The organism is Rhodoferax sp. OV413 (assembly GCF_945881795.1).
Lineage (GTDB): Bacteria > Pseudomonadota > Gammaproteobacteria > Burkholderiales > Burkholderiaceae_C > Allorhodoferax.
The window spans coordinates 1-25,647 of the sequence record NZ_CAMCVG010000026.1 but is presented as its reverse complement, the minus strand read 5'-3'; the positions used below and the strand labels follow the sequence as shown (position 1 = coordinate 25,647).

Below are 25,647 nucleotides of genomic sequence, written 5' to 3'. Positions count from 1 at the left end.
CCTCCGGTAACCCCGGCCAGGCCAACTATGCAGCAGCCAAGGCCGGTGTTGCCGGCATGACCCGCGCGCTGGCCCGCGAGCTGGGCTCGCGCAACATCACGGTGAACTGCGTGGCCCCCGGATTTATTGAGACCGATATGACCGCCGGCCTGGCCGAAGAGCAGCAAAAGGCGCTGCTGGGCCAGATTCCCTTGGGTCATCTCGGCAAGCCATCTGACATTGCGCATGCCGTTTGTTACCTGGCGTCGCCCCAAGCCGGCTATGTGACGGGGCAGGAATTGCACGTCAACGGCGGCATGTACATGTGAGTCAAAACACCGCCGCAATGTCCGGGCGGCGGCCTGGCCGGAGACGCATCTTCGGCGCGGGTAAAATCTCGGATTCTTTTACAACCCTTAGAGGGAACCCATGAGCGATATCGAAGTCCGTGTCAAAAAAATCATTGCCGAACAGCTCGGCGTTGAAGAGTCCCAAGTCACCAACGAAAAAGCCTTTGTGGCCGATCTGGGTGCCGACTCGCTGGACACCGTGGAGCTGGTGATGGCGTTGGAAGACGAGTTCGGAATTGAGATTCCCGACGAAGACGCAGAAAAAATCACTACCGTGCAAAACGCGATCGACTACGCGAACACCCACCACAAGGCCTGACAGGTCTCATCGGCCACCCACTGCAGCCCGCCCGGGACTGCAGCGGCCCGGCAGGGCCTTCTTGGCCGGCTTGATTGAATGCACTCGTATCGCCCTGTGGGGCGGTATTTCTTTGACGAACTGCTGAGTCCAGATTGTTATGTCCCGTCGTCGCGTTGTTGTCACCGGTCTAGGATGTGTAAGCCCCGTTGGAAATACGGTGACAGAGGCCTGGGCCAATCTGCTGGCCGGCAAGTCCGGCATTGATGTGATTTCCAAGTTCGACCCCGCGGCCTTCTCCTGCCGAATTGCCGGCGAGGTGCGTAACTTCGACCTCGAGTCCTACATCAGCACCAAAGAAGCCCGCACCATGGACACCTTCATCCACTACGGAATTGCCGCAGCGGTGCAGGCGGTGGCGGATTCCGGACTGAAGACCGGCGAAGCGTTGGGCGATGAAGAATCCACCCGCATCGGCTGCGTCATCGGCTCGGGCATAGGCGGCTTGCCCCTGATTGAAAACACCCACACCGAATACACCGCGCGCGGTCCGCGCCGGATTTCGCCTTTCTTTGTGCCAGCCTCCATCATCAACATGACGGCCGGCCACGTATCGATGCGCTTTGGCTTCAAGGGGCCCAACATCGCCATCGTGACCGCCTGCACTACCGGCCTGCATTGCATCGGTGAAGCCGGTCGCATGATTGAGTACGGCGACGCCGACGTGATGATTGCCGGCGGCTCCGAGGCGACGGTCTCGCCGCTGGGCGTTGGCGGGTTTGCCGCCATGCGTGCATTGAGCACCCGCAACGACGACCCCGCGACCGCCTCCCGCCCCTGGGACCAGGACCGCGACGGATTCGTGCTGGGAGAAGGCGGGGGCGTGATGGTGCTCGAGGAATACGAGCACGCCAAGGCCCGCGGCGCGAAGATTTACGCCGAGCTGGCAGGTTTTGGCATGAGCGCTGACGCCGGCCACATGACCGCCCCCAGCATGGACGGCCCCCGCCGCGCCATGCTCAATGCATTGCGCAACGCGGGTGTCAACGCCGACCAGGTCGATTACCTGAACGCCCACGGCACATCCACCCCGCTGGGTGATGTCAATGAAACCAACGCCATCAAGGCTGCTTTAGGCGATCACGCCAAGCGGGTGGTGGTGAACTCCACCAAGTCCATGACCGGCCACTTGCTGGGTGGCGCCGGCGGGTTGGAGTCGGTGTTTACCGTGCTGGCCCTGCACCACCAAAAGAGCCCGCCCACCATCAATATCTTCAACCAGGACCCCGAATGCGACCTGGACTACTGCGCCAACACGGCACGTGACATGAAGATTGATGTGGCGGTGAAAAACAACTTCGGCTTCGGCGGCACCAACGGCACCTTGGTGTTCAAGCGGGCCTGAGTCCACGAGCTGAAAGCGCAGCTTTGCCATGCACGGGCCTCCGGCAAGCAGCGTGATGGTGAAGCGCTCAGCCCGCCTGGGCCGTTTTCTGGCAGGCCTCTCTGTATTTTTTCTCGCATCGCCCGTGTTGGCCTATGGGCAAGGGTTGCCGGGCGACCGCCTTGCCTTGGTTGGGCTGCTTTGGTTGCTTGCCAGCGGGTGGCTCTGGCTTTACTGGCGCAACATGCCCACCGGTCGACTGTTTTGGGACGGAGAGCAGTGGCACTGGTCAGGGGGGCGTCTGGAGCTGGCGCAGCCCCTGCAAACCGTGGCCATTCAATATGACTTTCAGCAGTCCCTGTGGGTCTTGGTGCGACCCCAGCGCGGCGCCCGTTTCGGTCTGTGGATTGATGCAGACGCCCGGCGGATGGAGCAATGGCGTGCGCTGCGGCGGGCTTTAGTCGCAGCTTCGGGCGGGCAAGTGGCTTCCGCTGATACGCTGTAGTCACGGGTTTGATTATTGAAGACCCGACGTCCGGCCCCATCTCGAGCACCGTGTCGATTTCATGTGAGGAACAACAGCAATGGCTTCTGCAATGATTAATTGGAATTTCCCGCTGCGGCGCATGTGGCTGGCCTCCGTGCTCGCCGTGTCCGCCGCTGCTTTCTTCCCCGCCGGCTTAGCGCAAGCGCAAACTCGTACTCTGCCCGATTTCACCGATCTGGTCGATCAGGTCGGCCCCTCGGTCGTGAATATCCGCACCCTAGAAAAAGTGGTCGCCCGCAGCCAGCAAGGCGGCCAGGGCGACGAGGAGATGCAGGAGTTCTTTAAGCGCTTCGGCATACCGATGCCCAACGTGCCGCGGCAAGCGCCTCGCCAAAACCGGCCCCAGCCGCAAGACGAAGATCAGCCCCGGGGTGTTGGTTCAGGCTTCATCCTCACCTCCGACGGCGTCATCATGACCAACGCCCATGTGGTGGACGGCGCCGACGAAGTCATCGTCACGCTGCCCGACAAACGCGAGTTCAAGGCCAAGATTCTGGGTGCTGACAAACGCTCTGACGTGGCGGTGGTCAAGATCGACGCCTCCGGGCTTCCCGCTGTCAAGGTGGGCGATGTCAATCGCTTGCGCGTGGGCGAGTGGGTGATGGCGATTGGCTCGCCCTTTGGCCTTGAGAACACCGTGACTGCCGGCATCGTGAGCGCCAAGCAGCGGGACACCGGCGACTTCCTGCCCTTTATTCAGACCGATGTAGCCATTAACCCCGGCAACTCGGGTGGGCCGCTTATCAATATGCGCGGCGAGGTGGTCGGCATCAACAGCCAGATTTATTCCCGTTCCGGCGGCTTCATGGGCATTTCGTTTGCGATCCCCATGGACGAAGCTGTGCGTGTGAGTGACCAGCTGCGTGCCAGCGGTCGCGTGACCCGCGGCCGTATCGGCGTGCAGATCGGGCAGGTCAGCAAAGATGTGGCTGAGTCCATCGGCCTGGGCAAGCCTATCGGCGCGCTGATTCTTGGCGTGGAGAAAGGCTCACCTGCTGAGAAGGCCGGCGTCGAGGCGGGAGACATCATTACCCGTTTTGACGGCAAGACCATCGAGAAATCCACCGATCTGCCGCGCATCGTGGGCGGCATCAAGCCCGGCACCAGGAGCAGCATGACCGTGTTCCGCCGGGGTGGCAGCAAAGAGTTGCAGGTGGTGATTGCGGAGATCGAAGCTGACAAGCCCGTTGCCAAAGTCAGCCCCAAAGAAGAGAAGCCCAGCGCATCCACATCCGCTCAGGCATTCGGTCTGGCAGTAAGCCCACTGACGGATGCGCAGAAAAAAGAAGCCGGCATTCGCGGCGGTGTGCGGGTCGAGGGTGCTGCGGATGCCGCGGCGCGCGCCGGATTGCGTGAGGGTGACATCATTTTGCAGGTGGCCAATGTGGAGGTGCTCAGCCTGAAAGATTTCGATGCGGTGCTTGCCAAGCACGACAAAACCAAGCCCTTGAACGTGCTGTTCCGCCGCGGTGACTGGACGCAATACACCGTTTTGCGGCCCGGCCGATAAGCCAACAACCCTAAAGCAGATTGGGCTTTGGGGTTGTTGATCGCCTCGCCGGACGCGGGAATTCACATTTATTTGGTTTAGGCGCTAGTCGGGGGCCGCCTTCATAAAAGAGATTTATTTACTATTGACGATGGATATGTGCGTTCTATAGGCGCTAAGCGATATAAAGAACTTGCGATAATCCATCATGTGAGACGCGGATAATTGCCCCACAGCCGCTCCACAGCTCGCCCACAAGTTGTTAAGGTTTTGTTAGAGAAAGTTGTGGATAAGTTGTGAATAAATTGCTTGTTGTGATGCTGCAACGGCGCCTGAGCCGGATGGTTGGGCTGTGATTTCTGGACTTTTTGCCTACAATGGGCTTCCAACTATCGCAGTTGCCAATTGATTGTTGGTTCAGGGCGCGTCTTTATCCGACGCGCCCTTTTTTCTTGTCGGTTCCTTTTAATTCAATTACTTGAAGCGCATCGTTGATGAATCACATCCGAAATTTCTCGATCATTGCCCACATCGACCACGGCAAATCCACACTGGCAGATCGCTTGATTCAGCGTTGCGGCGGGCTCGAGGCGCGCGACATGGAGGCGCAGGTTCTGGACTCGATGGACATCGAGAAAGAACGTGGGATAACCATCAAGGCGCAGACCGCCGCGCTGCAATACCAGGCCCTCGACGGGAAGGTCTACAACCTCAACCTGATCGACACGCCCGGGCATGTGGACTTCTCGTACGAGGTGTCCCGATCACTCTCCGCCTGCGAAGGCGCGCTGCTCGTCGTTGACGCGTCGCAGGGCGTGGAAGCGCAGACCGTTGCCAATTGCTACACCGCGCTCGATCTCGAGGTGGAGGTGCTGCCGGTCTTGAACAAGATCGACCTGCCCAACGCCGACCCCGACAACGCGCGCAGCGAGATTGAAGACGTCATCGGCATCGACGCCACCGAGGCTATCGTCTGCTCCGCCAAAACCGGCCTCGGCATTGACGACATTCTGGAAGCCATCGTCGCCAAGATTCCCCCTCCCCGCGGCAACCCCGCCGGTCCGCTGCGCGCGATGATCATCGACAGCTGGTACGACAGCTTTGTGGGGGTGGTGATGCTGGTGCGCGTGGTTGATGGGCGCCTGGCCAAAGGCGAGCGCATCAAGATGATGGCCTCCGGCGCCATGTACAACGCCGACAACCTCGGCGTTTTCACCCCCGCCAACCAGCCCCGCAACTCGCTCGAGGCCGGTGAGGTGGGCTACATCATTGCCGGCATCAAGGAGTTGCAAGCCGCCAAGGTGGGCGACACCGTCACCTTGATCAAGGGCGGCACCGGCGGCGCAGCGCTTACCGCCACCGAGCCACTGCCGGGCTTTAAGGAAATCCAGCCGCAGGTGTTTGCAGGGCTCTACCCGACCGAGGCCAGCGAATACGACTCCCTGCGCGACGCGCTCGAAAAACTCAAGCTCAACGACGCATCCTTGCATTACGAACCCGAAGTCTCGCAGGCGCTGGGTTTCGGTTTCCGTTGCGGCTTTCTCGGCCTCCTGCACATGGAAATCGTGCAGGAACGGCTCGAGCGCGAGTTTGATCAGGACCTCATCACCACCGCGCCCAGCGTGGTCTACGAGGTGATGAAGAACGACGGCGAAGTCGTCATGGTCGAGAACCCTTCCAAGATGCCCGAGGTCGGTAAAACGGCTGAGATCCGCGAGCCCATCGTCACCGTGCATCTCTACATGCCGCAGGAATACGTGGGCGTGGTGATGACGCTGGCCAACCAGAAGCGCGGCCTGCAGATGAACATGGCCTACAAGGGCCGCCAGGTGGTGCTCACCTATGAGATGCCGCTGGGCGAAATCGTGTTGGACTTCTTCGACAAGCTCAAGAGTGTGAGCCGCGGCTACGCGTCCATGGACTATGAGTTCAAGGAGTTCCGCGCGTCGGATGTGGTGAAAGTCGATATCCTGCTCAACGCCGAGAAGGTCGACGCACTGTCCATCATCGTGCACCGCAGCCAGTCGGCCTACCGCGGCCGGGCGGTGGTGGCCAAGATGCGCGAGATCATTTCGCGCCAGATGTACGACGTCGCCATCCAGGCCGCCATCGGGGCTAACATCATTGCGCGTGAGACAATCAAAGCGCTGCGCAAGAACGTGCTGGCCAAGTGCTACGGGGGCGATATCTCCCGCAAGCGCAAGCTGCTGGAAAAGCAGAAAGCCGGTAAAAAGCGCATGAAACAGATCGGCTCGGTCGAGGTGCCCCAGGAGGCCTTCCTCGCCATCCTTCAAGTGGAAGATTAATGCAAGCACTCACAGCGGCCGTACTCGCGGCCTTCGTTGCCTACGGCGCGTCTTGGTATTTTGGTGTGGTCGATGGCAACTTTGCGCTGTTGCTCTTGTTGGCGAGTGTGGTGACCGGTGTGTATTGGGTGGCCGAGCGTCTGTACTTCCTGCCTCAGCGTCAGCGCGCGGTGGCGGCGCTCGAGGCGCAAGACGCGCAGCGGCGCGAGGGCCTTGCCAAAATGGGCATTGCACAGGTGGATGGCGACATCACCGAGGCCAAGGTCAAGCTGCTCATGCAGCCCTGGTGGCTGGATTGGACGGCCGGCCTGTTCCCGGTGATCATCACCGTCTTCATCCTGCGCTCCTTCCTGTTCGAGCCCTTCAAAATTCCCTCCGGCTCGATGGTGCCAACGCTCTTGGTGGGCGACCTGATTCTGGTCAATAAGTTCACCTACGGCGTGCGCCTGCCGGTTGTCAACATCAAACTCACCGAGGGCAACAAGCCCCAGCGTGGCGATGTGATGGTGTTCCGCTACCCGCCGCGGCCCAGTCTGGACTACATCAAGCGCGTGGTGGGCCTGCCCGGAGACACGGTGGCCTACCTGAACAAGCGCCTCACTATCAATGGCAAGCCGGTGGATACGCAAGCGTTGCCCGACTTCTTCGACGAGGATGCCAGCCAGTATTTCAAGCAGTTTGAAGAATCCCTGGGCGAACAACCGCACCGCCTGCTCAACGACGCGCGGCGCCCGGCTTTTGTGGCCGGTGTCGACAAGTTTGACGGCATGGAGAACTGCAGTTACACCATCGAGGGCGTCACCTGCAAGGTGCCTGAGGGGCACTACTTCACCATGGGCGACAATCGCGACAACTCGCTCGATTCGCGCTACTGGGGCTTTGTGCCGGACAAAAACATTGTCGGCAAGGCCTTCTTCGTCTGGATGAACTTCTCCAACCTGAAGCGCATCGGTGCATTCCACTAAGCCGGCGCGTCTGTTAACAGCTCGGGAGCCTTTCATGCACAGTCTCAAAAATCAACGTGGCATTTCGTTCATCGGTCTGGTGCTGGTCGGGGCCCTGGTGGCCATGGCCGGTGCGGTGGCGGCGCAGGCTGTTCCCACCGTGATCGAGTACTGGGCGGTGCAAAAAGCGGCCCAGCGCGCGTCCACCGGCCAGACGGTGGTCGAAGTGCGTGACCTGTTTGACCGGCAGGCCGAGGTCGACAGCATCAAGTCGATTGCCGGCAAAGACATCGGTATTACCAAAGAAGCCGACAAGGTGGTGGTCACCTTTGCCTACCAGCGTGAAATCCACCTCGCGGGCCCCGCCTACCTGACGCTGAAATACGCAGGACGATCCAAATAAGTGGCAGATGGTTTGATCGCACTGCAGCAGCGGCTGCAGCATCAGTTCTCTAACACCGCCTTGCTCCGGCAGGCCGTGACCCACCGCAGCTTTTCCGCCGACCACTACGAGCGCCTCGAGTTTCTCGGCGACTCGGTGCTGGGGCTGGCTATTTCCGATTTGTTGTACGCCCGTCTGGGCAGCCTGCCCGAGGGAGATCTATCTCGCGTGCGGGCCAACCTGGTGCGCCAGGAAACCCTGCACCAGATTGCGCTCACCATGGGGCTGCCCGACGTGTTGCGCCTGGGGGAGGGCGAAATGCGCTCGGGCGGACAAAAGCGCGCCTCTATCCTGGCCGACGCCCTGGAGGCCATCATTGGCGCGGTCTATCTGGACGCGGGTTTCGGCCCGGCGCAGGCGCTGGTGCACCGGCTGTTTGAGGCGGTCGAAATCAACCCGCAGATGGACGCCATCGGCAAAGACGCCAAGACCGAGCTCCAGGAGTGGTTGCAGGGCCGCAAATTGAAGCTGCCCATCTATACCGTGGTCGGCACCCTGGGCGCCGCGCACAAGCAAAGTTTCGATGTCGAATGCGAAGTCCCCGAGCTGCGCCTCTCCGAGCGCGGCATCGGCGGCTCGCGCCGGGCCGGCGAACAGGCGGCGGCGGCGGCCATGCTGCAAACCATCAAAACAAGGGTCCCGACATGAATGCTCCTAAAAAAATAGCTGCCGGCGCAGACGCCACGGGCGCCAAGGGGCAAAAAGATGCTCAAACTGCCGAAGTTGTCGAGGTCCAAGATGACCTCGATGCCATGCTGCAGGGCCTGCTCAAGAGCACGCCCAAGCTCGCCAGCCCCGGCGATGCCGGCGGCGGCCAGCGCTGCGGCCTGGTTGCCATCGTGGGCAAGCCTAATGTGGGCAAATCCACCCTGCTCAACGCGCTGGTGGGGCAAAAAATCAGCATCACCTCGCGCAAGGCGCAAACCACGCGCCACCGCATCACCGGCATGCGCACCGAGGGGCAAACCCAGTTCGTGTTTGTGGACACCCCGGGCTTTCAGACCCTGCACGGCAACGCGCTCAATAAGTCGCTCAACAAGGCGGTGGTGGGCGCTGTGGCTGATGTGGATTTGATCCTCTTCGTGGTCGAGGCCGGCAGCTTTACCCCGGCCGATGCGCGCGTTCTGAGTCTCATGGGCAAAGACATTCCCGCCATCCTGATTGCCAACAAGCTCGACAACGTGCACCGCCGTGGCGACATCGCCCCCTGGCTGCAAGACATGCAGACCAAGCACAGCTTTGCCGAGTTCGTGCCCATGTCGGCCAAGAACCCCAAAGACATCGCGCGCCTGCTGGGCATCTGCGAGCAGTTCCTGCCCGAGCAGGCCTGGTGGTATTCCGAAGACGAACTCACAGACCGCAGCGAGAAGTTTCTGGCCAGCGAGCTGGTGCGCGAAAAACTCTTCCGCCTTACCGGCGACGAGCTGCCCTACACCTCGACCGTGGTGATCGACAAGTTTGAAGAAGAGCCGCCGCAAAAAAAGGGCCAGAAGCGCCTCTTGCGCATTGCCGCCACCATCGTGGTCGAGCGCGACAGCCACAAGGCCATGGTGATTGGCGACAAGGGCGAACGCATCAAGCGCATCGGCATGGAAACCCGCGTCGAACTCGAAAAACTGGCCGACGCCAAGGTGTTTCTTGAGCTGTGGGTGAAGGTGCGCTCCGGCTGGGCCGACGACGAAGCACGCGTGCGCTCCTTCGGCTATGAATAAGCGCCTTGCGCGCACGCCATGGCCACCCAACGGATCGCCGATGAACCCGCCTTTGTGCTGCACCGCTACGACTGGAGCGAGAGCAGCCTGATTCTGGAGGTCTTTACCCGCCATTACGGGCGGGTGGCGCTGGTGGCCAAGGGCGCCAAAAAGCCAAGCTCCAGCCTGCGGCCGATTCTGCTGCCCCTGCAACCTCTGCAGCTGGCCTTTGGCGGAGACGCCGAAATCCGCATCCTGCGCAGCGCCGAATGGACGGGCGGCTACGTCATGCCCACCGGCGATGCGCTGCTCTCGGGCTACTACCTCAACGAGCTTCTGCTCACCCTGCTGGCGCGCGACGACCCGCACTCCGCGCTGTTTGATGTGTATGCCCAGGTGGTGCGGGTGATCGCCAGCGAGCACGGCGAGGTGCTGCAGGCCGCACTGCGCACCTACGAGCTGCTGCTGTTGCGCGAGGTGGGGCTGCTGCCGCAGCTGGATGTGCAAACCATGACGCTGGAGCCGCTGGAGCCCGATCGGGCCTATGTGCTGGTGCCCGAAGGCGGCCTGCGCCTGGCCGGGCCGGACGACCGCGCGGGTCTGACCGGCGGGCAGTGGCAGGAGCTGCAAGCCGCCATTGCCGACACCGCGCCGTTTACCACCACCCTGCGCGCCTGCGCAGCTGCCATGAGCGCCCTCAAACCGCAGCTGCGGGCGCTGCTGCACTACCATTGTGGTGTCAAGACCCTTCGCTCGCGGCAGATGATGATTGATATCCAAAACCTCTGACTATGCGCCCCCATCTCTCTGTCAACCTCAACAAAGTGGCGCTGGTGCGCAACACCCGCCACCTGGGTATTCCCAGCGTCACCCGCGCTGCCACGCTCTGCCTGCAAGCCGGGGCCAACGGCATCACGGTTCATCCCCGGCCGGACGCGCGCCACATCCGCGGGCACGACGTGCTGGAGCTGGCCCAATTGATGACCGCCTGGCCCGACCGCGAGTTCAACATCGAAGGCAACCCGTTTCACAACCTGATTGACGTGGTGCGCGACCTGCGCCAGCGCGGCTTGCCGGTGCATCAGGTAACCTTTGTGCCCGACAGCGAGGGCCAGTTCACCAGCGACCACGGCTGGAGCTTCCCCCACGACGCGGCGCGCCTGCAGCCCTTGGTGGACGAATGCCACCGGCTTGGCCTGCGGGTGAGCCTCTTCATGGATGCCGAGCCCGACGCAATGGCTGCTGCCAAGGCGGTGGGCGCAGACCGCGTCGAGCTCTACACCGAGCCCTATGCGGCCGCTTGCTCTGCCGCCGGGCGAGCCGCAGAGTCTGCCGCCCAGCTGGCACGCTTTGCCGCCGCCGCGCAGGCCGCGCTGGACGCGGGACTGGGCGTTAACGCCGGGCACGATCTCAACCTGCACAACCTAGTACGCTTTGCCCACCAAGTGCCCGGCCTGCAAGAAGTGTCCATCGGCCACGCGCTGATTGCCGACGCGCTGGAGCGGGGCTATGCCGACACCGTGAAGGCTTACCTGGCCTGCCTGGGCGGGTAGGGCAGGCTGTGATTTACGGCATCGGCACCGATATTTGCGATGTGCGCCGCATCCGCGCCAGCCTGGAGCGCCACGGCGAGCGCTTCGCTGCCAAAGTGTTGTCGGACGGCGAGATGCAGGTCTGGCGCGCGCGCAGCGCCCGCTGGCCCGAACGCGGCCTGCGCTACCTGGCGACCCGCTTCAGCGCCAAAGAATCATTCAGCAAAGCCATTGGTCTGGGCATGCGCATGCCCATGACCTGGAAGCTGTGCGAAATCGCCAACGAGCCCGGCGGTAAACCCGCCATCGTGCTGCACGGCGAGCTCCGGGCGTGGTGCGAGGCGCGCGGGCTGCAGGCCCACATCACCGTCACCGACGAGACCGACTACGCCGCCAGCTTCTGCGTCATCGAGGCGCCTTGAAAAACAAGCCAAATAGGCCTCCAGCGCCCATAAAATATGCGCAAGCAGCTCCTGAAAACATAGCAAACTTCATCTGCAACGATCACCATGACCTTCCACGCCCCCCTGATCATCGACATCGCCGGCACCCGACTCAGCGCCCAGGACCGCAAGCGCCTCAAGCACCCGCTGGTGGGCGGCATGATTTTGTTTTCCCGCAACTGGCAGAGCCGCGAACAGCTCACCGCCCTGTGCCGCGACATTAAAAAGCTGCGCGCCGACCTGCTGATTTGTGTGGACCACGAAGGCGGCCGGGTGCAGCGCTTCAAGACCGATGGGTTCACCCACCTGCCGCCCATGCGCGCATTGGGCGAGATGTGGATGCGCGAGGCCGCGCCCACCGCGTCTGCCAAAAAAGCCGGCGCGCTGGACGCGACCAACGCCGCCACCGCCACCGGATTTGTCTTGGGCGCCGAGCTGCGCGCCTGCGGCGTAGACCTCAGCTTCACCCCGGTGCTTGACCTCGACTACGGCGAGAGCTCCGTCATCGGCGACCGCGCCTTTGCGCGCGACCCGCGGGTGGTGAGCATGCTGGCCAAGAGCCTGATGCACGGCCTGCTCAAGAGCGGCATGGCCAACTGCGGCAAACACTTCCCCGGCCATGGCTTTGTGAAGGCCGACTCGCACATCGACATTCCCGTCGACAAGCGCAGCCTCAAGGCCATCCTCGCCGACGACGCCGCACCCTACCGCTGGCTCAGCGGCGTGACCAGCAGCGTCATGCCCGCCCATGTCATCTACCCCAAGGTCGACAGCCGTCCGGCCGGCTTCTCCAGCATCTGGCTCAACGACATCCTGCGCGGCCAGCTCGGCTTTACCGGAGCCATCTTCAGCGACGACCTGTCCATGGCCGGCGCCCGACTGATTGATGGCAAGGCCGTGAGCTACACCGAGGCAGCCGTCGCAGCGCTCAATGCCGGCTGCGATATGGTGTTGCTGTGCAACCAAAGCGTGCCCGCCGCAGATGGCCGCGGTGAAGGAGGCGGTAAAGGAGGCGGTGAGGCGTTAGACGCGTTGATTGACGGCCTGACCGAGGCCCAGCTCAAGGGCCAATGGCAGGCCCTGGAGGCCAGCGAAGCCCGCCGCCGCGCTTTGCTGCCCGCCAGCGCCGCCTTGCCTTGGGACGAACTGATGGTGCACCCCGACTACATGAAGGCGCTGGACTGGATTGCTTAGGATTGCTTCGATTGGTTCCACCAAGCGTTGGCGGGGTATTCCCGTCTGTCGGTGCGGGCAGGCGAGGAAGGCAAGGCCCGACAGTGGCCCTGCCCAACCCGGCATCTGACCCGGTTCAGGGTGAGCGGTGCAGGCGCGGTGCGCTGAGGGCGACGATCTGGTCGCTCGTGGCTTCGTCCACCAGCCGGTGCTTGGCCAGTGAGCCGTCCGCTGTCATCAGGGCGCGCAGCTGCTGCAGGTCTCGGACGGTGGGCGCTACCTTGATTTGGGCCAGCGCGGCTTGGCTGTTGTTGCCTTTGATGAGTGCGGCCACCTTGGTGGCCCAGACGCTGGGACGGGACATAGTGCTGACGATAGGCTTTATTTAGTTTGCGGTCTATTTTGGCACATGGCGCTTATCTGCCCTGCGCTGGCAGCTATAAAAATGATAGTATTTTGAGCATGCCCCACCCCCCGTATTTGCCGCTGCCCCCCTGGTGAAAAAATCGCTCTCTGACCTGGGCGGGCTGGTCTATTCGACTGAGCTGGGCCGCACCTGCCCCGACTGCCGCAAGGCGCTGGCGGAGTGCGTCTGTCACATCCCGAAGCGCGCGGTGGGCAACGGCATCGTGCGCGTGTCGCGTGAGACCAAGGGCCGCGCCGGCAAGGGCGTGACGCTGGTGCGCGGCGTGCCGCTCGACGAAGAGGCGCTGCAGGCCCTGGCCAAGCAGCTCAAGGCGGCTTGCGGCTCCGGCGGCACGGTGAAAGACGGTGTGATCGAGGTGCAGGGCGACCATGTGGACAAGCTCTTGCCGGTCTTGCAGGCGCGGGGGTTTGTCGTCAAACGCGCCGGCGGCTAGTCAGCCGTCTTACCGAGCCTGCAAAGTCAGCCCCTCAGGCGGCAGGCCCGTCGGGCTGCATGTCCCGCCACGCGCCTAGCGCGAGATCGCCCAGGGTGTAGGGCCCGATGGAGGCGCGAATCAGCCGCAGCGTGGGGTGGCCCACGGCGGCGGTCATGCGCCGCACTTGGCGGTTGCGGCCTTCGCGGATGCTGAGTTGCAGCCAGCTGGTGGGGATGGACGCCCGAAAGCGCACCGGCGGTGTGCGCTCCCACAGATGTGCGGGCTGCGCCATGCGCTGCGCCCGCGCGGGCAGAGTGGGGCCGTCGTTGAGCTGCACACCGGCGCGCAGTGCGGCCAGGGCCGCATCATCCGGCTCGCCTTCCACCTGCACCCAGTAAGTCTTCTCCATCTTGTGGCGGGGGTCGCTGATGCGGGCCTGCAGTGGGCCGTGGTTGGTGAGCAGCAGCAGGCCTTCGCTGTCGGCGTCCAGCCGGCCCGCCACATAGACGTCGGGCACATCAATAAAGTCTCTCAGCCCGCGCCAGCGTCCCTCGGGGGTGAACTGGCTAAGCACGCCGTAGGGCTTGTGAAAGCTCAGCAGCCGGATCGCGCTCACCGGGCTACTCCGCACTGCATGCGCACTGCATCCGCATTATTCCGCCGCCGCCCACAGGCGCTCGCCGGTGGCTTCCAGGTGGGTAAGGTAGATGCGGACCTCGAACTCCAGCTGGTGGTAGGCGGGTTCCATGTGGGTGCAGAGTTGGTAGAAGGGCTTGTCGTGTGCGCGCTCGCGCAGGTGAGCCAGCTCGTGCACCACGATCATCCGCAAAAAGGCATCGGGCGTGTCTTTGAACAGGCTGGCCACGCGGATTTCGCGCTTGGCCTTGAGCTTGCTGCCCTGCACCCGGGACACTGTGGTGTGGGTGCCCAGCGCGTTGTTCACCACATGCAGCTTGCTGTCAAAAGCGACCTTGGAGAGCGGCTCGGTGCTGCGCAGGTAGTCGGCCTTGATGTCCTGCACATAGTCGTACAGCGCCTTGTCGGTGCGCACGCCGTGGGCCACCGGGTGGCGTCGCAGCAGCCATTCGCCCGCCCGCGAGGCGTCCAGCAGCTGCCGCACCTGCGCCAGCGTGTCTTCAGGATAGCCCTGCAGGTAGCGCAGCGCAGGAAAAGTCACACTTCGCGGCGCAGCGCGGGGAACAGAATCACATCGCGGATGCTGGCGCTGTCGGTCAGCAGCATCATCAGCCGGTCGATGCCGATGCCGCAGCCGCCGGTGGGGGGCATGCCGTATTCGAGCGCGCGCACGAAGTCGTGGTCGAAGTGCATGGCCTCGTCGTCGCCGCTGTCTTTGGCAGCAACCTGGGCGTGGAAGCGGGCGGCCTGGTCTTCGGCGTCGTTGAGCTCGCTGAAGCCGTTGCCGAATTCGCGGCCTGTGATGTAGAGCTCAAAGCGCTCGGTCACCTCAGGGCGATCGTCGTTGGCGCGGGCCAGCGGCGAGATTTCGGTCGGATGCTCCATGATGAAGGTGGGGTTCCAGAGCTTGTCTTCCACGGTTTCTTCAAAGTACAGCACCTGCAGGCTGGCCAGGCTGCGGCCGGCGAGCTTGTTTTTGGCCTCGGTCAGACCCAGCTTCTTGAGGGCGTTGGTGAGCCACTCGGCTTTGTCCAAGTTGTCGCCGGCTTCGGTGTATTTGCGGATGGCTTCGACGATGGTGAGCCGCTCAAAGGGCTGGCTCAGGTCGACTGCCTTGCCGGCGTAGCTGAGCTGCAGGCCGCCGGTGGCTTTTTGGGCGGCATCGCGGATCAGGGCCTCGGTGTAGTTCATCAGGTCCTGGTAGTTCCAGTAGGCGGCGTAGAACTCCATCATGGTGAACTCGGGGTTGTGGCGCACCGAGATGCCTTCGTTGCGGTAGCTTCGGTTGATCTCGAACACGCGCTCAAAGCCGCCCACGATCAGGCGCTTCAAATACAGCTCGGGCGCAATGCGCAAAAACATTTCCTGGTCCAGCGCGTTGTGGTGGGTCTTGAAGGGCTTGGCATTCGCGCCGCCTGGAATCGGGTGCAGCATGGGTGTTTCCACCTCCAGAAACTGGTGCTCCACCATGAACTCGCGCAGCGCGCTCACCGCCTTGCTGCGGGCCACAAAGCGCTTGCGGGCCTCGACATCGGTCATCAGGTCCACATAGCGCTGGCGGTACTTGGTTTCCTGGTCTGCCATGCCGTGGAACTTGTCAGGCATAGGGCGCAGGCTCTTGGTGAGCAGGCGGATGCTGGTGGCGTGGATGGACAGTTCGCCGGTCTTGGTCTTGAAGAGCGTGCCCTCGGCAGCCACGATGTCGCCCAGATCCCAGTGCTTGAAGGCGGCGTACAGGTCCGCCCCCACGTCTTCGCCGCGCACGTAGAGCTGAATACGCCCGCCGCTGGGCCCGAAGGATGCGTCTTGCACAGTGCAGAAGCTGGCCTTGCCCATGATGCGCTTGAGCATCATCCGGCCGGCAACCCGGGCGGTGGCGCCCAGCGCCGCCAGTTCTTCGGCCTCTTTGTCGTTGTATTCGGCAAACAGGCCTTCGGCCTTGTGGCTGGGCTGGAAGTCATTGGGGAAGGCCACGCCCAGTCCCGCTGCCTGCTGCTCGCGCAGTGCCTTGAGTTTTTCGCGGCGCTCATGGATCAGCTGGTTCTCGTCTTGCGGTGCGGGAGCGGCGTGGTTTTGGTCAGACATGGGGTGGGACAAAGTGGGGTGGGAAGGACAGTGTGGGGCAGCCATTCTAAGAGCGGAGGCTGCCGCTATGATGCGCTGCCCACTCCCGCGGAATGCCCATGCTCTACAAAATCGTCGTCTTGTTGTTGGAAGTTGCCTCCGGTTTGCTTACCAGCGCCTGTCTGCTGCGCTTGTATATGCAGTACCAGCGCATTCCGCTCACCGCGCGATCGGGCAACCCGCTGGGTCGCTTTATTTTTGCCTTGACCGACTGGATCGTGCTGCCACTGCGCCGCGTAGTGCCCGCCATGGGCCGCTGGGACATGGCCAGCCTGTTGGCTGCATTGTTGATTCAGCTGGCGCACTTCGGGCTGCTGTGGTCGCTCAATGACTTCGGGGGCACGCCGGTCTCGGTTGTGGTTCTGGCGGTGCTGGGGCTGGTGCGGGTGAGCCTGTCGGGCCTGACGGCGATGGTGCTGGTTTACGCGGTGCTGAGTTGGGTGCAGGCGCAGTCGTATCTCTCGGATTTGATGGGGCGACTGGTCGCTCCCGCGCTGGCACCCATCCGCAAAATTGTGCCGCTGGTGGGCGGGGTCGATCTCTCGCCCCTGGCACTGCTGGTGCTGCTGCAGATTCTCACTATCGTGCTCGGTGAGATTCAGTTCGCGGCCTTGTCGGCGCTGGCGGTCTAAGGGCCCCTTAGATCACGACTTAAATGACTGCATCCGCCGGCTGGCGCAGCAGCATGGCAAGCGTGTTGGCCACCGTCTGGCGCAGTTCGCGGCGGTCGGAGATGAAATCGATAGCGCCCTTGGTCTGTAAAAACTCCGAGCGCTGAAAGCCCTCAGGCAGCGTCACACGTACGGTGGACTCAATCACCCGCGGCCCGGCAAAGCCGATCAGTGCCTTGGGCTCAGCAATCACGATGTCGCCCAAAAACGCAAAGCCTGCGCTCACGCCGCCCATGGTCGGGTCGGTGAGCACGCTGATGTAGGGCAGGTCTTTCTTGGCCAGGCGGGTGAGTGCGGCATTGGTCTTGGCCATCTGCATCAGGCTCAACAGGCCCTCCTGCATGCGGGCGCCGCCGGTGGCGGTAAAGCACACAAAAGGCACCTTTTGTTCGATCGCGGTTTCAACCCCGCGTACAAAGCGCTCGCCCACCACCGAGCCCATGGAGCCGCCCATGAAGTCGAACTCAAAACACGCCGCCACCAGGCTGATGCCGTGCACCGCGCCGCCCATGACGATCAGCGCATCGGTCTCGCCGGTGTTTTCGAGGGCTTCCTTGAGGCGCTCGGGGTACTTGCGGCTGTCCTTGAACTTGAGCGCGTCCACCGGCAGAACTTCCTGGCCGATTTCAAAGCGTCCTTCGTTGTCCAAAAAGGCGTTCAGGCGGGCGCGGGCTCTGATGCGGTGGTGGTGGCTGCAGCTGGGGCAGACGTTCTGGTTCTGCTCCAGATCGGTCTTGTACAACACGGTTTCGCAGCTGGGGCACTTGATCCACAGGCCTTCTGGCACGCTGCGGCGGTCCTGCGGGTCGGTGTGTTGAATCTTGGGGGGTAACAGTTTTTCCAACCAGCTCATGGCTATTCTCCGGTGCGGTACCTGCGGGGGCGTCTTACAGGGCGCGATTATGGGTCATCACGCCTGGTCCATGGCGGTGCGGATGTCATGCAAAAAGGCCTGCGCCACCGCCCCGACCTGATTGCGCGGCGCGTTCTCAATCAGCTGGATGATGCGGCTGCCGATGACCACGGCGTCTGACACTTTGGCGATAGTGCGGGCGGTAGCTGCATCGCGGATGCCAAAGCCCACGCCCACCGGCGTGCTGATGTGCTGGCGGATGCGGGGCAGCATGGCCTCGACGGCGCCGGTGTCCAGAGCGCCGGAACCGGTCACGCCTTTGAGCGACACGTAATACACATAGCCGCTGGCCACGCGGGCGACTTGCCGCATGCGCTCATCGGTGCTGGTGGGGGCGAGCAGGAAGATCAGGTCCATGCCGTGGGCGCGCAAATCGGCGGCAAAGGCCTCGCATTCCTCTGGCGGGTAGTCCACGATGAGTACGCCGTCCACACCAGCCTCTGCCGCGTCGTGCACAAAGGCGCTGGCCACGCCGGCGTGGGTGTGCTTCTGGTCGTAGCGCTCGACCGGGTTGGCGTAGCCCATGAGAACCACCGGCGTGTGGGTGTTGGTGGTGCGGAATTCGCGCACCATGGCAATCACCTGCGCCAGGCCGATGCCAAAGGCCAGGGCCTTGTCGCCCGCCTTCTGGATGACAGGGCCATCCGCGCTGGGGTCAGAAAAAGGAACGCCCAGCTCAATCACGTCGGCCCCGCCGGCCACCATCGCGTGCATCAGCTCCGGTGTCACGTCGGCAAACGGGAAGCCGGCAGTGACAAAGGGAATCAGCGCCTTGCGTCCCTGGGCCTTGAGTGCGTCAAAGGTGCTGGCGATGCGCGTCATGCGGCGGCTCCTTTCACCAGATTCACAGGCTGATCGCCGCCTTTGACGGCCTGGCCGCGGCAGCTGGGGCGGCAATAGAAGTCGGCATGGCTCAGGTCGGCCACGGTGCCGATGTCTTTATCGCCACGCCCGGAGAGGTTGACCAGAATGGACTGGTCGGTGCGCATGGTCTTGGCCAGCTTCATGGCGTAGGCAATGGCATGGCTGGACTCGAGCGCCGGGATGATGCCCTCGGTACGGCAGAGGTAGTGAAAGGCGTCCAGCGCCTCGGTGTCGGTGATGCCGACATATTCGGCGCGGCCGATGTCGGACAAAAACGCATGCTCCGGCCCCACGCCGGGGTAGTCCAGTCCCGCGCTCACGCTGTGGGTTTCGGTGACCTGGCCGTTGTCGTCCTGCAGCACATAGGTGCGGTTGCCGTGCAGCACGCCGGGGCTGCCCTTCTGGATGGAGGCGGAGTGCTTGCCGCTCTCCAGCCCTTCGCCGGCCGCCTCTACGCCGATCAGGCGGGTTTTTTCGTGGGCGATGTAGGGGTGGAAGATGCCCATGGCGTTCGAGCCGCCACCCACACAGGCCATCACTGCGTCGGGCTGCTCGGTGGTGCAGCCGGCGGCGGCCAGCATCTGGGGCATTTGCACCAGACACTCATTACCGATCACGCTTTGGAAGTCGCGCACCATCATGGGGTAGGGGTGCGGGCCAGCCACGGTGCCGATGATGTAGAAGGTGTTGTCCACGTTGGCAACCCAGTCGCGCATGGCTTCGTTGAGCGCGTCTTTCAGGGTTTTGCTGCCACTCTCCACCGGCACCACGGTGGCACCCAGCAGCTTCATGCGGTAGACGTTGGGGCTTTGGCGCTTCACGTCTTCGCTGCCCATATAAACCACACATTCCAGCCCGTACCGTGCGCAGATGGTGGCAGTTGCCACGCCGTGCTGGCCGGCACCGGTTTCGGCAATCACGCGGGGTTTGCCCATGCGCTTGGCGAGCATGGCCTGACCGATGGTGTTGTTGACCTTATGGGCGCCGGTGTGGTTAAGGTCTTCGCGCTTGAGGAAGATTTGCGCGCCCATTCCCTTGCCGTCTGCCATCTCGCGGCTCATGCGGGCCGCGTGGTAGACCGGCGAGGGCCGGCCGACAAAGTGCGCCAACTCCGATTGGAATTCGGCCAGGAACGCGGGGTCGTGCTGGTACCGGGCGTAGGCGGCTTTGAGTTCGTTGATGGCGTGCGTCAGCGTCTCGGAGACAAAGCTGCCGCCGTATTGGCCGAAGTGGCCGCGGGCATCGGGTTGTTGGTAGTCAAACATGGTCTAGATTCCTGCAAGTTGCCGGTCGGCCGCGCGCACGGCGGCAATGAACTGGCGGATTTTTTCGGGGTCTTTGATGCCCTTTTGGGGCCTGCCTTGAGCGTCCACGGCTTCAACGCCGGAGCTCACGTCCACAGCCAGCGACTTACAGCGCGGCCGCAGCGAGGCGATGCCATCGCCCACGTTTGCACTGGTGAGTCCACCACTCAAGACGAGGTGAGCGTTGACGTTTGGAGGAAGAAGTGACCAATTGAATGTTTGGCCCCCGCCACCGTAGCCGTCCACATGGGCGTCTAACAAAATGGCTTGGGCGTGCAGGTAATCGTGGGCAAATTGTAAGAGTTCGAAGCGTTGCGCGCCCTCGCCCAGCGGAATGCGGGCCGCGCGCAGGTAGGGGCGGGTGGCGAGGGACGCCGCCGCACGACATTCCCCGGGCGATTCATCACCATGAAATTGCAGGCTAGCCCCCGCCACCATTGCGCTGGCAGCTCCTATTTCTGTAGCGCTGGCGTTCACGAAAAGCAGCACCGGCGTCACAAAGGCCGGCAGGCGCCGGGCCAGTTCGGCAGCGCGCTCGGCCGTCACTGCGCGGGGGCTTTTGGCGTAGAGCACAAAGCCCACCGAGTCGGCCCCGGCCTCGACGGCGCAGTCCAGGTCCTTCTCGCGGGTTATGCCGCAGATTTTGATTCGGGTTCGGACGCTGTTCATGGCAGACCATCATACGCAGGCGTGCGTTCGGGAATGCCCCACTTGGTGTCGTAGCGGGGACCCAGGAAATACAGGCCATCTGGCGAGAAGGTGGGCGCTGCAATCTTGCGGTTGCGCGCTGCCAGCACCTCGGCCATCCATTCGGGCGGCTTTTTGCCCTGACCGATTTGCACCAGGCAGCCCATGATGTTGCGGATCATGTGGTGCAAAAAGGCGTTGGCCTCGAATTCCATGCGCCAGTAGGCACCGCGCTGGTGCAGTTCGATGCGAAAGAGGTTTTTCACCGGACTCAGGGCCTGACACTGCGCCGCCCGGAAGGAGCTGAAGTCATGCTCGCCCAGCAGCAGGTCGGCCGCTGCGCGCATGGCGTCATGGTCCAGGCGGTTGAAGGTCCAGCCCACGCGCCCGATTTCTACGCTGGGCCGGATGGGCGACTCCAGCAGCACATAGGCATAACGGCGAGAGAGGGCAGAGGCGCGGCAATGGAAGTCGGGGGTGGTTTTGAGGGCCCACTGCACCGCAATGTCTTTAGGAAGGTTGGCGTTGGTGCCGCGTACCCAGGAATAGGTGTCGCGGTCGAGCTCGGTGTCGAAATGCACTACCTGCATCAGCCCGTGCACGCCCGCATCGGTCCTGCCGGCGCACAGGGTAGACACGCGCTGGTTGGCGAAACGGCCCAGCGCACGCTCGAGCTGGTCTTGGATCGTCAGCCCCGATGCCTGGCTTTGCCAGCCCTGATAGCCCTGACCGTTGTAGCTGACGCCCAGGACTACGCGCACACACCCTCGGTCATCAAACGCGACTCAACCATGGCGAGTCGGCTCAGCTCAGCTGGGCCAGTGCCTTTTGTGCTTTGGCCAGCATATCGCCGGTGGCTTCTTCCAGGACTTCCTCAATCAGCGCGCGGGCGCCGTCTTCATCGCCGATGGAGATGAATTCCTCGGCCAGCGCGAGCTTGGTGCCCATCGGGTCGCCGCTGAGGTCGTCGGGGGCGTCGATGGGGCTCTGCGCTTCTGCGTCGAGTTCCATGGACAAGGACTCCAGGTCGAAATCCATCAAATCAGTCGATGGCGCCTGGGCCGGCTCGGCAGGGGGTTCAGCCGTGGCCGCATTCAGGCTCTCATCAAGGCCGGCTGGGGCGGTTTCGGCGGCATCGAGTGAGAGGTCTAGATCATCCAGCGAAAGCGAGATGTCCGGCATGTTAATCGCCGGGGTGAAGTTAGTGCCAGGCGCGGCGGCAGGGGTTGGCCCGAGATCGAGGTCAAGATCGAGATCCATGTCCAGCGCGTTGTCAGCGATGTCGGTAGCCAAGGCATCGTCCCGGGCGGCCGGGGCGCTCGCAACTGCCTCAGCCGGGGAAGTGGCCTGATCGTCTGCGGAAAAGTCCAGGTCGAGGTCAAGATCGACCGCCGCATCGTTAGTGGGTGCTAACTCGGCATGGGCTGACTGTGCGACCGTGTTGCCGGCAAACGAAATCGCTGCGGCAGAAGCCGCCGCCGCAGGCATTCCGCCGGGCTGGTAAAGCGGGTTGTTCGGGTCGATGGACAGGCCCCAGGCGCAGATACGGTTCCAGTCCGGGCCGCTTCCGCCGGTGATGGTGTGGGCTTGGCTGGCGGTGCTCTCGAAACTTCGGACATCGCGCCGCTTGGCATAAATCTCCAGCATCTTGCTGTGGATAGCCAGACGCCCGGGGTTGGTGCGCAGCGCTTCTTTGAGGATTTCTTCGGCCTGCATGTCGCGGCCATAGGCGAGGTAGACGTCGGCTTCGGCCACCGGATCCACATCATCAGCGGCATCGAGCTGGCTGGCGGAATTGGCCATGGATTCGGGGCCGGCTTTGCCGTTGCGCTCGGTGTCTACCCGCTGACCGCCGCTGGCGCCAAAGAAGGAATCGGGTTGCAAGCGGCTTTCCAGGAAGGCGCTGTCTTGCGATTCGCTCTGCTGCCTGCGCTGGCGCACCCGGTACAAGCCATAGACACCCAAAAGGGCCAGCAGTCCCGCAGCGCCGAAGGGCACCATGGGGTCTTCCATGAGGCTGTCAAGAAAAGTGGGCTCTTCCGGTGCGGGCGCCGGCACCGCTGCCACCGCAGGGGCCGGAGCGGGGGATGGCGCGAGTGTTGGGGTGGCAGGTTGTGTGACCGCGGCCACAGGTACTTCGGGTGCCGCTGGTTTTGGTGCGGGAGTGGGCGCGAGTGTTGGGGTGGCAGCAGGCGCATTGGCAGGTGCGACAGCGGAGCCGGCAGCGATTTTGTTCAGGTCGCTGATGTTCTTGGCAATCTCGGCGGCCCGCGCAGCTGTGTCTTTGGCCTCGCGCTCTTTGGCAATCTTGGCCTGCTCGTTTTGGGTGGAAATGGCGCCCTTGGAGAGCGTCAGTTTGTCGGGTGCGGCAGATGCGGGTTTTTTGTCGTCCACCTTGGCGCCCACCGTGCCGCTAATTTTGCGGTCAGCATTGCCAACAGCTGCTTGCGGGGCGTTGCTGGCCAGGTTGCGGCGGAAATCATTGAAATCCTTGCTTTGCGCCACCACGATCTTGCTCGCATCAGCCGGAGCCACGCTGCTTGCGGCAGCAGCGCTCGGAATGGTGACCACCGCACCGGCTCGCACGCGGTTGAGGTTGTCGCGGATGAAGGCGTCGGGGTTGGAGCGCAGCAGGGCTACCAGCATCTGGTCCAGCGAGACGCCTGCAGGTTTGTGGATGCTGGCGATTTTGCTGGCGGTGTCGCCGGTCTTGACGGTGACGCGGGCATCCGCACCGGTGGCCGGTTTGGCGGCCTCGCTTGCGGCAGTAACTGGTGTGGGCGCTGGGGCCGGAGCTGGGGCCGAAGGTGAGTTTGGGGACGTGGCAGGCCGTGGCGCTGCACGCGCGGCAGCCGAGGCGCGGTTGGATTCAGAAGCCGCCGCCCTGGCAGGCTGGGGCGCTGGAGGGGCCGCTGCGGGGGCCGGGGCAGCAGCTGTGGAGTTGGTTGCGGTAGTGGCCGGTGCGGTGGCGGCTGAAACTTCCGCAGAGGCGGGTGCTGCAGCCGGAGTCTGGGCCAGGGTGGGCGCAGGTGGCGCTCTTCTGAGGTTGGGCGGGTCAAGCAGCAGGGTGTAGTCGCGAACAATGCGGCCGGATGCCCAGGTGGTTTCCAGAATCAGGTCGACAAACGGGTCGTTGACGGTGCGGTCGCTGCTCAAGCGCAGGTAGGCGCGGCCATCGGTGCGGCGCTGCAGGCTGATCTGCAGGCCGGCCAGCGCGGGGTTGTATTCCAGACCGGCAGCGGTAAATGCGTCAGGCGTCGCAACGGCAGCTTTGAGGGACGCGGCTTCATCGGGCGTGATGTCGGGCACATCGACCTCGGCGCGCAGGGGCTCACCCAGAGCCGACTGAACCGAAAGCCGTCCCAGCGATAGTGCAAAGGCCTGGGAACCTGACAAGCCCAGCAGCACGAGCGCTGCCGCCATGGCAGTGTGTTGCCAACGATATGTCTTTGCGATCAATTTAAAGGCCTCCGGTGCTCAGGCGAGCGGCAGTGTACTTGTCGGTTCTCGGTGGCTGAGCATCCCGAGGTTTGAAACACAAAAAGTACCTTAACATCAATGTCTTAGACCGACAAGCTGAGAAAGTGCTTAACTTTCAGAGCCTGCCGGTTTTGTTTATTGTCGCCTGTGTAGATGTCGAAACTAGGCAACGGAGTGGCCCGCGGTGTCAGGTTTCGAGCAGGATGCGCAGCATGCGGCGCAGCGGCTCGGCGGCGCCCCAGAGCAGCTGGTCGCCGATAGTGAAGGCGCCCACATAGTCTGGTCCCATGGCGAGCTTGCGGATGCGGCCCACCGGAATGGTCATGGTGCCGGTCACCGCCACAGGTGTCAGGTCCTGGATGGTGGCTTCGCGGTTGTTGGGCACCACTTTGACCCACTGGTTGTCAGCGGCAATCATGGCTTCGATGTCGGCCACCGGTACGTTTTTTTTGAGCTTGAAGGTCAAGGCCTGGCTGTGGCAGCGCATAGCGCCCACCCGCACACAGAAACCATCTACCGGTGTCGCCGCGTTGCCGAAGGCTTCGCCCTGTCCGAGGATTTTGTTGGTCTCGGCCATGCCTTTCCACTCTTCTTTCGAAGTGCCCCAGCCAAACTCATCGCAGCCTTTGCCGATGCCAAGGTCTTTGTCAATCCAAGGAATCAAGGAGCCGCCCAGTGGCACGCCGAAGTTGGCAGTTTCTGCCGCGCTCAGGGAGCGCTGCTTGGCGATGACTTTGCGGTCGATTTCCAGAATGGCGCTCTTGGGGTCGTCGAGCAGGGCTTTGACCTCGGCATTCAAGGTGCCGTATTGGGTCAGAAGCTCGCGCATGTGCTGGGCGCCACCGCCCGAGGCGGCCTGGTAGGTTTGGGTGCTCATCCATTCGACCAGACCGGCCTTGTAGAGGGCGCCCACGCCCATCAACATGCAACTCACCGTGCAGTTGCCGCCCACCCAGTTCTTGCCGCCCTTGGCCAGCGCATCCTGGATGACCGGCATGTTCACGGGGTCGAGGATGATGACCGCGTCTTGCTCCATACGCAGCGTGGAGGCGGCGTCAATCCAGTGGCCGCTCCAGCCGGCAGCGCGCAGCTTGGGGAAAACGTCGCTTGTGTAGTCGCCGCCCTGGGCGGTGATGATGATGTCGCAGCGCTTGAGGGCGTCGATGCTGTAGGCGTCTTGCAGCGTGGTTTCGTTTTTGGCCATCGCCGGGGCGGTGCCGCCCGCGTTGCTGGTGGAGAAGAACAGGGGCTCGATCAGATCGAAGTCTTTTTCCTGCGCCATGCGATCCATCAACACTGAGCCGACCATGCCGCGCCAGCCGACCAACCCTACCAACTTGCTCATATCAACGCCCTTTCAATGTAAACCTACGATTTGCCGAAATCAGGCCAGCGCCCGTACCACCGCATCGCCCATCTCCCTGGTGCTGACGCGGGTGCGGCCTTCGCTGAAGATGTCGGCGGTACGGAATCCTTGGGCCAGTACCTTCTTGACAGCGTCTTCGATACGTTGGGCGGCGGCTTCCTGGTTCAGGCTGAAGCGCAGCA

At 63.0% G+C, this 25,647-nt stretch carries 28 protein-coding genes; 16 read left to right on the top strand and 12 right to left on the bottom strand.

The annotated features are described in order from the left end of the window. The 14 genes from Q0O05_RS05265 to nagZ all read left to right on the top strand — a co-directional run. A partial coding sequence (locus Q0O05_RS05265) for an SDR family oxidoreductase (RefSeq protein WP_293660948.1) occupies positions 1-308 on the top strand: 308 nt, incomplete at its 5' end. Between the two features lie 100 nt (positions 309-408). Next, positions 409-648, top strand: coding sequence for an acyl carrier protein (acpP, locus tag Q0O05_RS05260; RefSeq protein WP_293660946.1), 240 nt, complete (start codon positions 409-411; stop codon positions 646-648). Positions 649-787: 139 nt separating this feature from the next. Continuing rightward, entirely contained in the window at positions 788-2,032 is a 1,245-nt protein-coding gene (gene fabF, locus Q0O05_RS05255; RefSeq protein WP_293660944.1) for a beta-ketoacyl-ACP synthase II, read from the top strand. Positions 2,033-2,060: 28 nt separating this feature from the next. Continuing rightward, positions 2,061-2,516: a hypothetical protein gene (locus Q0O05_RS05250; RefSeq protein ID WP_293660943.1), complete on the top strand. Its 456-nt coding sequence runs from the start codon at positions 2,061-2,063 to the stop codon at positions 2,514-2,516. A 91-nt stretch (positions 2,517-2,607) separates the two neighbouring features. Then, entirely contained in the window at positions 2,608-4,068 is a 1,461-nt protein-coding gene (locus tag Q0O05_RS05245; protein WP_293660941.1) for a Do family serine endopeptidase, read from the top strand. A gap of 473 nt (positions 4,069-4,541) precedes the next feature. Next, positions 4,542-6,353 carry a translation elongation factor 4 gene (lepA, locus tag Q0O05_RS05240; RefSeq protein WP_293660939.1) on the top strand — a complete coding sequence of 604 codons (1,812 nt, stop codon included), beginning with the start codon at positions 4,542-4,544 and terminating at the stop codon, positions 6,351-6,353. Continuing rightward, complete coding sequence (lepB, locus tag Q0O05_RS05235) at positions 6,353-7,318, top strand: signal peptidase I (RefSeq protein ID WP_293660938.1); 966 nt, start codon at positions 6,353-6,355, stop codon at positions 7,316-7,318. Before lepA ends, lepB begins: the two co-directional genes overlap by 1 nt. Before the next feature lie 34 nt (positions 7,319-7,352). After that, complete coding sequence (locus Q0O05_RS05230) at positions 7,353-7,700, top strand: DUF4845 domain-containing protein (protein ID WP_293660936.1); 348 nt, start codon at positions 7,353-7,355, stop codon at positions 7,698-7,700. Further along, on the top strand, positions 7,701-8,387 hold the full coding sequence (gene rnc, locus Q0O05_RS05225) for a ribonuclease III (protein WP_293660934.1): 687 nt from the start codon (positions 7,701-7,703) through the stop codon (positions 8,385-8,387). Continuing rightward, entirely contained in the window at positions 8,384-9,451 is a 1,068-nt protein-coding gene (era, locus tag Q0O05_RS05220) for a GTPase Era (RefSeq protein ID WP_293660933.1), read from the top strand. The genes rnc and era overlap by 4 nt, the downstream gene beginning before the upstream one ends. An 18-nt stretch (positions 9,452-9,469) precedes the next feature. Then, positions 9,470-10,219, top strand: coding sequence for a DNA repair protein RecO (gene recO / locus Q0O05_RS05215; RefSeq protein ID WP_293660931.1), 750 nt, complete (start codon positions 9,470-9,472; stop codon positions 10,217-10,219). 2 nt (positions 10,220-10,221) lie between these two features. After that, entirely contained in the window at positions 10,222-10,983 is a 762-nt protein-coding gene (locus Q0O05_RS05210; protein ID WP_293660929.1) for a pyridoxine 5'-phosphate synthase, read from the top strand. 8 nt (positions 10,984-10,991) lie between these two features. After that, on the top strand, positions 10,992-11,384 hold the full coding sequence (gene acpS / locus Q0O05_RS05205; protein WP_293660927.1) for a holo-ACP synthase: 393 nt from the start codon (positions 10,992-10,994) through the stop codon (positions 11,382-11,384). Positions 11,385-11,471: 87 nt separating this feature from the next. Beyond that, on the top strand, positions 11,472-12,599 hold the full coding sequence (gene nagZ / locus Q0O05_RS05200; protein ID WP_293660925.1) for a beta-N-acetylhexosaminidase: 1,128 nt from the start codon (positions 11,472-11,474) through the stop codon (positions 12,597-12,599). Between the two features lie 115 nt (positions 12,600-12,714). Here the strand turns inward: nagZ and Q0O05_RS05195 are convergent, their stop codons facing one another. Beyond that, positions 12,715-12,942 carry a hypothetical protein gene (locus tag Q0O05_RS05195; RefSeq protein ID WP_293660923.1) on the bottom strand — a complete coding sequence of 76 codons (228 nt, stop codon included), beginning with the start codon at positions 12,940-12,942 and terminating at the stop codon, positions 12,715-12,717. A gap of 133 nt (positions 12,943-13,075) precedes the next feature. Between Q0O05_RS05195 and Q0O05_RS05190 the strand changes: the two genes are divergently transcribed. Further along, positions 13,076-13,438, top strand: a complete 363-nt coding sequence (locus tag Q0O05_RS05190) for a translation initiation factor Sui1 (protein WP_293660921.1) — start codon at positions 13,076-13,078, stop codon at positions 13,436-13,438. A gap of 34 nt (positions 13,439-13,472) precedes the next feature. Here Q0O05_RS05190 and Q0O05_RS05185 read toward each other — a convergent pair whose 3' ends face one another. From Q0O05_RS05185 to lysS, 3 genes are read right to left on the bottom strand one after another with little or no spacing between them, the layout of a single operon-like run. Then, positions 13,473-14,036, bottom strand: a complete 564-nt coding sequence (locus Q0O05_RS05185) for a pseudouridine synthase (protein ID WP_293660919.1) — start codon at positions 14,034-14,036, stop codon at positions 13,473-13,475. 36 nt (positions 14,037-14,072) lie between these two features. Beyond that, complete coding sequence (locus Q0O05_RS05180; protein WP_293660917.1) at positions 14,073-14,597, bottom strand: YgjP-like metallopeptidase domain-containing protein; 525 nt, start codon at positions 14,595-14,597, stop codon at positions 14,073-14,075. Next, entirely contained in the window at positions 14,594-16,141 is a 1,548-nt protein-coding gene (lysS, locus tag Q0O05_RS05175; protein ID WP_293660915.1) for a lysine--tRNA ligase, read from the bottom strand. The genes Q0O05_RS05180 and lysS overlap by 4 nt, the downstream gene beginning before the upstream one ends. A 98-nt stretch (positions 16,142-16,239) precedes the next feature. Here lysS and Q0O05_RS05170 point away from each other — a divergent pair, with 98 nt between their 5' ends. Next, positions 16,240-16,812, top strand: a complete 573-nt coding sequence (locus Q0O05_RS05170; protein ID WP_293660913.1) for a YggT family protein — start codon at positions 16,240-16,242, stop codon at positions 16,810-16,812. A gap of 19 nt (positions 16,813-16,831) precedes the next feature. Here the strand turns inward: Q0O05_RS05170 and accD are convergent, their stop codons facing one another. The 8 genes from accD to Q0O05_RS05130 form a co-directional block, all read right to left on the bottom strand. After that, a complete protein-coding gene (accD, locus tag Q0O05_RS05165; protein WP_293660911.1) occupies positions 16,832-17,704 on the bottom strand; it encodes an acetyl-CoA carboxylase, carboxyltransferase subunit beta in 873 nt (290 codons plus the stop codon). Between the two features lie 57 nt (positions 17,705-17,761). Continuing rightward, the gene (gene trpA / locus Q0O05_RS05160; RefSeq protein WP_293660909.1) at positions 17,762-18,586 is read right to left on the bottom strand and encodes a tryptophan synthase subunit alpha; all 825 of its coding nucleotides are present in this window, start codon (positions 18,584-18,586) and stop codon (positions 17,762-17,764) included. Continuing rightward, on the bottom strand, positions 18,583-19,893 hold the full coding sequence (gene trpB, locus Q0O05_RS05155) for a tryptophan synthase subunit beta (RefSeq protein WP_293660907.1): 1,311 nt from the start codon (positions 19,891-19,893) through the stop codon (positions 18,583-18,585). The genes trpA and trpB overlap by 4 nt, the downstream gene beginning before the upstream one ends. Before the next feature lie 3 nt (positions 19,894-19,896). Further along, positions 19,897-20,601, bottom strand: a complete 705-nt coding sequence (locus Q0O05_RS05150; protein WP_293660905.1) for a phosphoribosylanthranilate isomerase — start codon at positions 20,599-20,601, stop codon at positions 19,897-19,899. Continuing rightward, positions 20,598-21,380 (bottom strand): tRNA pseudouridine(38-40) synthase TruA, encoded by a 783-nt coding sequence (truA, locus tag Q0O05_RS05145; protein WP_293660904.1) that lies wholly within the window; start codon positions 21,378-21,380, stop codon positions 20,598-20,600. Before truA ends, Q0O05_RS05150 begins: the two co-directional genes overlap by 4 nt. A 43-nt stretch (positions 21,381-21,423) precedes the next feature. Beyond that, a complete protein-coding gene (locus Q0O05_RS05140) occupies positions 21,424-24,042 on the bottom strand; it encodes a FimV/HubP family polar landmark protein (protein ID WP_293660902.1) in 2,619 nt (872 codons plus the stop codon). A gap of 244 nt (positions 24,043-24,286) precedes the next feature. Further along, positions 24,287-25,444, bottom strand: a complete 1,158-nt coding sequence (asd, locus tag Q0O05_RS05135; RefSeq protein ID WP_293660900.1) for an aspartate-semialdehyde dehydrogenase — start codon at positions 25,442-25,444, stop codon at positions 24,287-24,289. Between the two features lie 39 nt (positions 25,445-25,483). Next, on the bottom strand, positions 25,484-25,647 hold a 164-nt coding region (locus Q0O05_RS05130), incomplete at its 5' end, for an isocitrate/isopropylmalate family dehydrogenase (protein WP_293660950.1).

What these genes read in the sequence shown, in the direction of transcription:
- acpP (WP_293660946.1), top strand. Translation starts at nt 409, where the DNA reads ATGAGCGATATCGAAGTCCGTGTCAAAAAAATCATTGCCGAACAGCTC.
- Q0O05_RS05210 (WP_293660929.1), top strand. Translation starts at nt 10,222, where the DNA reads ATGCGCCCCCATCTCTCTGTCAACCTCAACAAAGTGGCGCTGGTGCGC.
- lysS (WP_293660915.1), bottom strand. Translation starts at nt 16,141, where the DNA reads ATGTCTGACCAAAACCACGCCGCTCCCGCACCGCAAGACGAGAACCAG.
- Q0O05_RS05250 (WP_293660943.1), top strand. Translation starts at nt 2,061, where the DNA reads ATGCACGGGCCTCCGGCAAGCAGCGTGATGGTGAAGCGCTCAGCCCGC.
- accD (WP_293660911.1), bottom strand. Translation starts at nt 17,704, where the DNA reads ATGAGCTGGTTGGAAAAACTGTTACCCCCCAAGATTCAACACACCGAC.
- Q0O05_RS05245 (WP_293660941.1), top strand. Translation starts at nt 2,608, where the DNA reads ATGATTAATTGGAATTTCCCGCTGCGGCGCATGTGGCTGGCCTCCGTG.
- recO (WP_293660931.1), top strand. Translation starts at nt 9,470, where the DNA reads ATGGCCACCCAACGGATCGCCGATGAACCCGCCTTTGTGCTGCACCGC.
- Q0O05_RS05230 (WP_293660936.1), top strand. Translation starts at nt 7,353, where the DNA reads ATGCACAGTCTCAAAAATCAACGTGGCATTTCGTTCATCGGTCTGGTG.
- era (WP_293660933.1), top strand. Translation starts at nt 8,384, where the DNA reads ATGAATGCTCCTAAAAAAATAGCTGCCGGCGCAGACGCCACGGGCGCC.
- Q0O05_RS05170 (WP_293660913.1), top strand. Translation starts at nt 16,240, where the DNA reads ATGCTCTACAAAATCGTCGTCTTGTTGTTGGAAGTTGCCTCCGGTTTG.
- nagZ (WP_293660925.1), top strand. Translation starts at nt 11,472, where the DNA reads ATGACCTTCCACGCCCCCCTGATCATCGACATCGCCGGCACCCGACTC.
- asd (WP_293660900.1), bottom strand. Translation starts at nt 25,444, where the DNA reads ATGAGCAAGTTGGTAGGGTTGGTCGGCTGGCGCGGCATGGTCGGCTCA.
- Q0O05_RS05140 (WP_293660902.1), bottom strand. Translation starts at nt 24,042, where the DNA reads ATGGCGGCAGCGCTCGTGCTGCTGGGCTTGTCAGGTTCCCAGGCCTTT.
- lepA (WP_293660939.1), top strand. Translation starts at nt 4,542, where the DNA reads ATGAATCACATCCGAAATTTCTCGATCATTGCCCACATCGACCACGGC.
- lepB (WP_293660938.1), top strand. Translation starts at nt 6,353, where the DNA reads ATGCAAGCACTCACAGCGGCCGTACTCGCGGCCTTCGTTGCCTACGGC.
- trpA (WP_293660909.1), bottom strand. Translation starts at nt 18,586, where the DNA reads ATGACGCGCATCGCCAGCACCTTTGACGCACTCAAGGCCCAGGGACGC.
- Q0O05_RS05195 (WP_293660923.1), bottom strand. Translation starts at nt 12,942, where the DNA reads ATGTCCCGTCCCAGCGTCTGGGCCACCAAGGTGGCCGCACTCATCAAA.
- Q0O05_RS05150 (WP_293660905.1), bottom strand. Translation starts at nt 20,601, where the DNA reads ATGAACAGCGTCCGAACCCGAATCAAAATCTGCGGCATAACCCGCGAG.
- fabF (WP_293660944.1), top strand. Translation starts at nt 788, where the DNA reads ATGTCCCGTCGTCGCGTTGTTGTCACCGGTCTAGGATGTGTAAGCCCC.
- trpB (WP_293660907.1), bottom strand. Translation starts at nt 19,893, where the DNA reads ATGTTTGACTACCAACAACCCGATGCCCGCGGCCACTTCGGCCAATAC.